The sequence below is a fragment of the Thermoplasmata archaeon genome (assembly GCA_038729465.1).
Taxonomy (GTDB): Archaea; Thermoplasmatota; Thermoplasmata; order Thermoplasmatales; family ARK-15; genus JAVRLB01.
In genome coordinates this window covers 1-6,714 of record JAVYRZ010000009.1, presented here as the reverse complement: position 1 = coordinate 6,714, position 6,714 = coordinate 1, and the positions used below count along the sequence as shown (strand labels likewise).

The 6,714-nt window shown below is 35.8% G+C and carries 8 protein-coding genes; 1 reads left to right on the top strand and 7 read right to left on the bottom strand.

Going from position 1 to position 6,714, the window contains the following annotated elements:
• Positions 1 to 209: 209 nt before the first annotated feature.
• The 5 genes from QXQ25_03900 to QXQ25_03880 form a co-directional block, all read right to left on the bottom strand.
• A complete protein-coding gene (locus QXQ25_03900; protein ID MEM0160849.1) occupies positions 210 to 2,063 on the bottom strand; it encodes an aldehyde ferredoxin oxidoreductase family protein in 1,854 nt (617 codons plus the stop codon).
• 327 nt (positions 2,064 to 2,390) lie between these two features.
• On the bottom strand, positions 2,391 to 2,921 hold the full coding sequence (locus tag QXQ25_03895) for a 2-oxoacid:acceptor oxidoreductase family protein (protein MEM0160848.1): 531 nt from the start codon (positions 2,919 to 2,921) through the stop codon (positions 2,391 to 2,393).
• Positions 2,918 to 3,703, bottom strand: coding sequence for a thiamine pyrophosphate-dependent enzyme (locus QXQ25_03890; protein ID MEM0160847.1), 786 nt, complete (start codon positions 3,701 to 3,703; stop codon positions 2,918 to 2,920). The genes QXQ25_03895 and QXQ25_03890 overlap by 4 nt, the downstream gene beginning before the upstream one ends.
• Positions 3,700 to 4,806, bottom strand: a complete 1,107-nt coding sequence (locus tag QXQ25_03885) for a 2-oxoacid:acceptor oxidoreductase subunit alpha (protein MEM0160846.1) — start codon at positions 4,804 to 4,806, stop codon at positions 3,700 to 3,702. Before QXQ25_03885 ends, QXQ25_03890 begins: the two co-directional genes overlap by 4 nt.
• A complete protein-coding gene (locus tag QXQ25_03880; GenBank protein ID MEM0160845.1) occupies positions 4,803 to 5,018 on the bottom strand; it encodes a 4Fe-4S binding protein in 216 nt (71 codons plus the stop codon). The genes QXQ25_03885 and QXQ25_03880 overlap by 4 nt, the downstream gene beginning before the upstream one ends.
• Positions 5,019 to 5,355: 337 nt before the next feature.
• Here QXQ25_03880 and QXQ25_03875 point away from each other — a divergent pair, with 337 nt between their 5' ends.
• Complete coding sequence (locus QXQ25_03875; GenBank protein MEM0160844.1) at positions 5,356 to 5,964, top strand: DUF981 family protein; 609 nt, start codon at positions 5,356 to 5,358, stop codon at positions 5,962 to 5,964.
• A gap of 27 nt (positions 5,965 to 5,991) precedes the next feature.
• Here the strand turns inward: QXQ25_03875 and QXQ25_03870 are convergent, their stop codons facing one another.
• Positions 5,992 to 6,342, bottom strand: coding sequence for a hypothetical protein (locus QXQ25_03870; protein ID MEM0160843.1), 351 nt, complete (start codon positions 6,340 to 6,342; stop codon positions 5,992 to 5,994).
• Positions 6,343 to 6,508: 166 nt separating this feature from the next.
• Positions 6,509 to 6,714 (bottom strand): hypothetical protein (locus tag QXQ25_03865; protein MEM0160842.1); only part of this gene is annotated, 206 nt, incomplete at its 5' end.

Here is a 6,714-nt window from a genome sequence, read left to right as displayed (position 1 = left end):
TTTTCTGGACCAAACTGTTTTTTAAACAAAGTAACCTGAGCACTACCCTCGCGATCTCGCAGAATCAAAAATGCAATGTTTCCCAATACCCTGGTTTCTTGAAGCCAACCATCAACAATAACTTTTGAACGGTCTTGCAGACTTTTCAAACTATTTAGATAATTAGTTCTTTTCATTGAGTACTGTTAAATTAAAGAGATATATAAAAGTTAATAGGTCAGATCAAGCTCTTTCCTTTTATTAGCATTTATTTCTCCAGTTTCCAGGTCCCACCCCATAGCATTGTAATATTCTTTCTTCATGGTATCTATGTCTACAGTAACCCCTTTCAAAGGACCCTCTTTTTGTGGCTCTGTGCCTATTGCTCTTCCAGGTATCGTGAATTTAGCAGGGTTTAATCCTTCTCTCAAATTAAATAAATGCCTCATATCTTGTATCCTTTCTCCTGTCAATAAAAGCTCTTCTGGAGTGTATTCCATGCCGGTAGCTGATTTTATCATCTCTGTATAAGGTAATGTTCCGTATACAAATGAAAAAGAGCAGAACCCTAAAGCATTCTGAACCTGTTTCATATTGCTCATGATAGCATGTACCTTACCTTTGTTTTTGTATTCATATTTTTCCACTTTTTCAAAATGAAGATCTATATTGAATATTGGGCTCGGAACCGATCCTTCTTCAAATCCTAAACCACCAGCTGTATGTCTTCCAGGCGTTGGATCGGTCAAGTATGTGGTGGCCAGGCTGGGCATGTATTTAGGATCATGAGACGGAAGTTCTTGTCCTTCAACATGAATCGCTATCTTATCAGCGCCTTTTCCTATCTTTTCAGCTGCTTTTTTCACACCTAATCCCAGCACTCTTCCAAATCCTTCTCCTTTTCCTATCATATGCACAAGTTTTACTATTGCATCTGAATCTCCCCACCCAATCTTGAATCCCAAGTCTCGCTCATTGATCATTCCTTTCTCAAAACATTCCATCGCAAAACCTATTGCCGCAGCAGTTGATATAATGTCCAGACCATATTGATTGCATAGCTCAAATGACATGGCTACCGAATCCAGATCGCTGTTCAGTAAAGCCTGCCCAAATAGGGATGCACCTTCATATTCTAGTCTGTGACCTTCAATTATTCCGAATCTGGTCTCTCTTCTTATCCATGCGCCACATGCCACCGGGCAACTGGCACAACCATAGCTCTGAACATTATCCTTTACAATCATTTCCCCACTCAGTTTATTGGCGTTTTCTTCGCCAAAATCAATAATGCCTATTCCATTCCAGTTCTTGATGGGTGTATCTCCGCTCAATGCTGAAAATTCATTGCTGCCCACAGTGCCGTACTTGTGCCACATTTTGTAAATTTCTGATCTCTCATCTTTGCTGGCATTCAGCATACTCTTTGTAATCGATTTTAGAGTGTTGGAATCGAAAATATCTGCTTTTTTATTGCCCACAGCCACTATCGCTTTAAGTTTTTTAGAGCCCATTACAGCACCAAGCCCAGATCTGCCTAATGCCCTACCTTTATCTGTTATTATGCAAGATATCAGTGACATATATTCGCCGGCTGGTCCTATAGATAAAACTTCAGCTCCTTTGTGCCTATTTTTTAAAATTTCTTCTGTTTCAGTAGTATTTTTACCCCATAGATCTTTGGCACTGAGGACTGAAATTTTGCCATTGTCTATTAATATATACACCGGCTCTTTAGATATCCCATTTATGAAAATGCCGTCTAAACCAGCCTGCATCAACTTAGGGCCAAAATGACCACCACAGTTGGAATCGCCCCAGGTACCGGTCAATGGAGATTTAGCTACTGCCATAAAGCGTCCGGACATTGGAATATTTGTGTTATTTAACAGTCCTGGAACTATACCTAAGGTGTTTTCTGGACCTAGAGGATCTGCATTTGGTTTCTGATGAGTATGTAAATACCATACTCCTAAACCATATCCGCCTAAAAATTTCTTATAAACAGAATCATCAACATGCTCTACTTTAACATTATTTCTACTTATGTCTACTATTCCTATCAAATTATTTACTGCTTTCATAAAAATATATTATACGCTTAAATTATTTAAAAGTTTATATTTTGTATATGGTAGAAATTAACGGCTGGATCATTTTTTAATCTATGCCAGCATAGTGCAGATATTTTTAATTGTTTTTAGTATAAGTTAAATAACTAACACAAAATACGTATTATACATGAAAATTCGATTAAAAAAATATTATTCATCTAACTGTATATTATCGCCAAAGCATTTTGTTTGGGTGAATAAATCAAAATATGTTATAGGCAATAAAAATCTAATATATTTCGCTTAGCAAGTATCAATTTTACGAAGTATTTTCTATAAATACTCTCTGAAAATTGTTCAGTATAGGATATTTTGTTCATAACCTCGCATTATCAATTTTTTGTTTAAATCTCTGAATTTTTCAGATACATTCTGATCGATACTTTTAATCAAAGAATCTATCGATATTAGGTTTGTGGCCTTTGCGAATGCGCCAAGCATTACCATATTCACCATCTTTGGACTTTTTTCTTGATTTGCTATGTCATATGCGGGAACTATTACTAATTTGCCAGGGATAGCTGGAACATTAGGTACCAAATTTTTCTCGACAATCAAGTATTCTGATTTTTTTGCAAGAGAAACAAACTTATCCATAGTTTTCTGATATAATACTATTAAAGCCTGGGGTTTTGTTATTACTAAGTCATAAATTTCATGGTCATCAACAATAATATCTGAATAAGTGATGCCTGACCTTACAGCGGCAGTGTATGATCTAGTACTAATCACATTTTTGTTTTCGTGCATAGCATAAGCATGAGCCAGTATCGATCCTGCTAAAACCAACCCTTGTCCCGCCCAGCCTGCAATGCGGATCTGTATCATTTTCTCACCTGCCTTATTATTTTATCCATCTCTTCTGTAAGTTCTGGTCTCTCTATGTCTACAAATTCTCCAATTTTGAATATCCCTTCTCCGTCAGGCCTGGCTTTTTCTTTAAACATATGCAACATTTCTATGTGATCCATCCCCAGAATTTTTCCTTCATAGGTCGGGCATTGAGATAGAACCTCGATAAAAGAAAAACCTTTTTTCATCATCGCTTTTTCAATGCTTTTAATAAGCTGCGGTAAATGCCAGGTGGTCCATCTGGCTACATAGGTAGCACCTGCAGCTTTAACAAGCTCTGAAACATTGAATGAATATCCAGGATTTCCATAAGGAGTAGTAATGGTTCTGGTGTTATGCTCGGTTGTAGGCGCTACCTGGCCGCCAGTCATTGCATATATCCCGTTATTTACCATTATTACTGTCATGGCTATATTTGACCTGGCAGCATGTATTAGATGATTTCCGCCAATGCCCACACAATCTCCGTCTCCCGCCACAACAAGAACTTTCAATGAAGGATTTGCTATTTTTACACCTGTAGCAAATGCTATTGCGCGGCCATGATGTGTATGAAAAGTATCAGTCTTTAAATATGGAGAAGGAATCCATGCTGAACATCCTATACCTGATACTGCCACTATCTGTTTGCTATCTATTTTAGAGTGATCAATTGCTCTTGTAATAGCATTTAATATTTGCCCATCGCCACATCCAGGGCAGAAAGCAGAGGGAAATCTTCGAATATATTTTTCTTTCAATTCTTTAGCAGTTATCATTTTATCACTTCCATGATCTTATTATATATTTCATCAACAGTGTGAACAACACCACCTAATTTGGGATAATGCTGTACAGAGCCAAAGATTTTCTCTACTTCCATCTTGTATCCTCTTAAAGACATCTCTGGCAATAATACAGTCTTCACGTTTCTAAGCTCTTTCATCCTCTTTTCAGGTGCTGGCCAGAGCGTTTTGGGTCTGAAAAATCCAGCTTTTATCCCATTTTCACGAGCTTTTAATACTGCACCTTTTGCAGGTCTGGAAGTAGCACCATATGCTATAACAATTATGTCTGCATCATCGACAAAAAGTTCTTCATAATCTTCTATATTTTCTCTATCAGTTTCGATTTTCATGACAAGCCTGGTCACTAAATCAGAGTGCACAGATTCAGAGCCTGTGTCTCGAGTGCCATCTGGCTTGTGAGTAGAACCTGTGACTAATAGTTCATATCCAGATCCAAACAGTGCCATAGGAGGTACTCTTCCCTCGTAAGTCAGTAATTCTGCCGGCTTTTCTGCTTTTTTTCGCTCGATGAGCTCTGCCTCATGTGCTATCATTTTTTCAGTCATATGACCTACTTCTGCATCGGTCAATAATATAACTGGTATCCGGTATTTTTCAGATAGATTAAAGGCTTTGATTGTAAAATCATACATTTCCTGTACAGAATTTGGCGATAGTACTATGAGCTCATAATCACCATGGGTACCAAATCTAGATTGCATTACATCACCCTGGGCAGGCATAGTTGCTTGTCCGATTGAAGGGCCACTTCTCATTACATTAACGATTACAACCGGCGTTTCAGTCATTAATGCATATCCAATATTTTCCTGCATTAGAGAAAAACCAGGCCCGGAAGTTGCAGTCATGGCCTTCAAGCCAGTCCAAGAAGCACCTATAGCTGCTGCTATAGATCCAATTTCATCTTCCATCTGTACAAATTTACCCCCTTCTCTTGGTAACAATCTTGCCATTGATTCCATAATCTCTGAGGCAGGGGTTATTGGATATCCCGCATAGAATCTGCAACCAGCTTTTATTGCTCCTAATGCGCAAGCTTCGTCACCCTCTACAAATATCACTTTATTCATCATTTTTTCTCCTCCACATCTATTGCAAAATCAGGGCAATATAATTCACATAGTCTACAAACAATACAATTATCTAGATCTATAATATAGGGATAGAAAAGCCCGTATTCATTCACTTCTTCAGAGTTTGCTATTACTTTTTTGGGGCATACGTCTATACAGATACCGCAACCTTTACAATTGATTTTGTCTATTTTTATAGATGAAGCTTTCATAGTGTCGGGTAATAACAAATGGGTATAATAATAATTTTATCTGAACAAAAAGCAAAAGTATAGTTAAGTTGATAAGAATAGGATATTTTAAATTGCCATAGTTTGGTATTTACAGGTATATACCGCAAGCTTTTAATTTTATTTTTTTATAACTTTGATATTGAATTTACAAGATATTTGATAATAAATGTCTAAATAAAACTAATAAAAATTTATTTTTTTATCCTATATTATCAAAGAATTACAAGATTAACAAAATAATTTTTTATAAAACGAAATTGGGCATAAAAAAATTTAAATATTAAATTTTATTACTCCTTTAAGTGGTGATAAAAATATGGCTTTGTTTATAGACTCGTTGGCTATAATGCTTATAGGACTAGGCTCAGGAACATTTTTGGTAGCACTATACTTTTTGTATTCCGCATTAGGAAAAACTGAATGGATTAGAGAACAGCTGGTTATTCCCACTGTAGGAATAGGGTTGTTTGATTTCATAAGCGGTTATGAAATGTCTTTTACATGGCCACTTCCTTCAGGGTATAATATGTTATTTGGAGATCCTCTCTTGTTCTTGGGTATCCTTTTAGTTGTAGGCGCAATAATGGTTTATAAAAAAATGAACCCCGCATCTCTATCTTTCCTGTCTGTAATACTCGGAATATATGTACTGATTGGAGCATATAGTATATTTACGTATAAGCTAGAATCTGGAAATGACCTTATTAGTGCTATGGGGCTCTATGTAGTTGATGGAATTGCTGCTTTGTTAACTCCAATATTGATAATGAAACCTAATGGGGCAGGTAAAGCACTGTATTACCTGGAATTTGTACTGCTTATACTAGGAACACTTGCAGCACTATTTATTGGATATAATGCTCTGCCAGAACATTTAGTGGATTTTTCCAAATATTTCCCATCAGTGATCTCAATGTTGCTGTAACTTCCTTTTTTATTTTTTGACAACAAACTATTTTAAAAAATCTTTACCTTTTTTTAATATTTTCTTGGTTTTATCAACAGTTTTTTCAACATATGGTTTGGCAGAATCTATAGCGTTAGAGGTTATATCTGCACCTTTCTTTATTACTTTTTTGGAGTTGTTTACAATTATTGATTTTTCACTTAATGAATCTAGCTGAGACCTCAGATCTTTAAGCTCTCTTTCTATGCTTCTAGCAAGATCCGCGCTCAATCTCTCAGAATTTTTGTCAAGCGTATCTAATATCTCATTGACATTTTTTAGAAAGTTACTGCCCATGTTTTTTCCTTCGTTTTTTAAAGTTTCAGCCTCTTTCCTTAAATCTTCTATTATTCCCATGCTTTAACAAATATAATCTTCATATTTAAATTATCTCATAATTTTTTTGAATGATATCAATGCAAATACTGTAAAATTAATAAAAAGTGCAGTGAAAGGTCAATAAAAAAGATATAGTTTAACTCGTTTTATTAACCTTAATTTCGTACGATTTTAGGGAATGACTTTAGATCGAAAATCTCCGCCATTTTTTTTTTGATTTATTGGGTATTTCCGTAACAGTTCTTCTAGCTCCATCTTTTATTACATATATTTTCGATAGCTCGAAAAGCGCTTCCTTCACTGATATCTTCGGAGACATCCTCTTTTCCCTTAATATCTCAAGTATGATGAAGTACATGTAAAGAGAGATGAATGATACGAAAAAATATC

Excerpts from the sequence above, each read along its gene's own strand:
- QXQ25_03900 (MEM0160849.1), bottom strand. The coding sequence starts at position 2,063 with ATGAAAGCAGTAAATAATTTGATAGGAATAGTAGACATAAGTAGAAAT.
- QXQ25_03885 (MEM0160846.1), bottom strand. The coding sequence starts at position 4,806 with ATGATGAATAAAGTGATATTTGTAGAGGGTGACGAAGCTTGCGCATTA.
- QXQ25_03890 (MEM0160847.1), bottom strand. The coding sequence starts at position 3,703 with ATGATAACTGCTAAAGAATTGAAAGAAAAATATATTCGAAGATTTCCC.
- QXQ25_03870 (MEM0160843.1), bottom strand. The coding sequence starts at position 6,342 with ATGGGAATAATAGAAGATTTAAGGAAAGAGGCTGAAACTTTAAAAAAC.
- QXQ25_03895 (MEM0160848.1), bottom strand. The coding sequence starts at position 2,921 with ATGATACAGATCCGCATTGCAGGCTGGGCGGGACAAGGGTTGGTTTTA.
- QXQ25_03880 (MEM0160845.1), bottom strand. The coding sequence starts at position 5,018 with ATGAAAGCTTCATCTATAAAAATAGACAAAATCAATTGTAAAGGTTGC.
- QXQ25_03875 (MEM0160844.1), top strand. The coding sequence starts at position 5,356 with ATGGCTTTGTTTATAGACTCGTTGGCTATAATGCTTATAGGACTAGGC.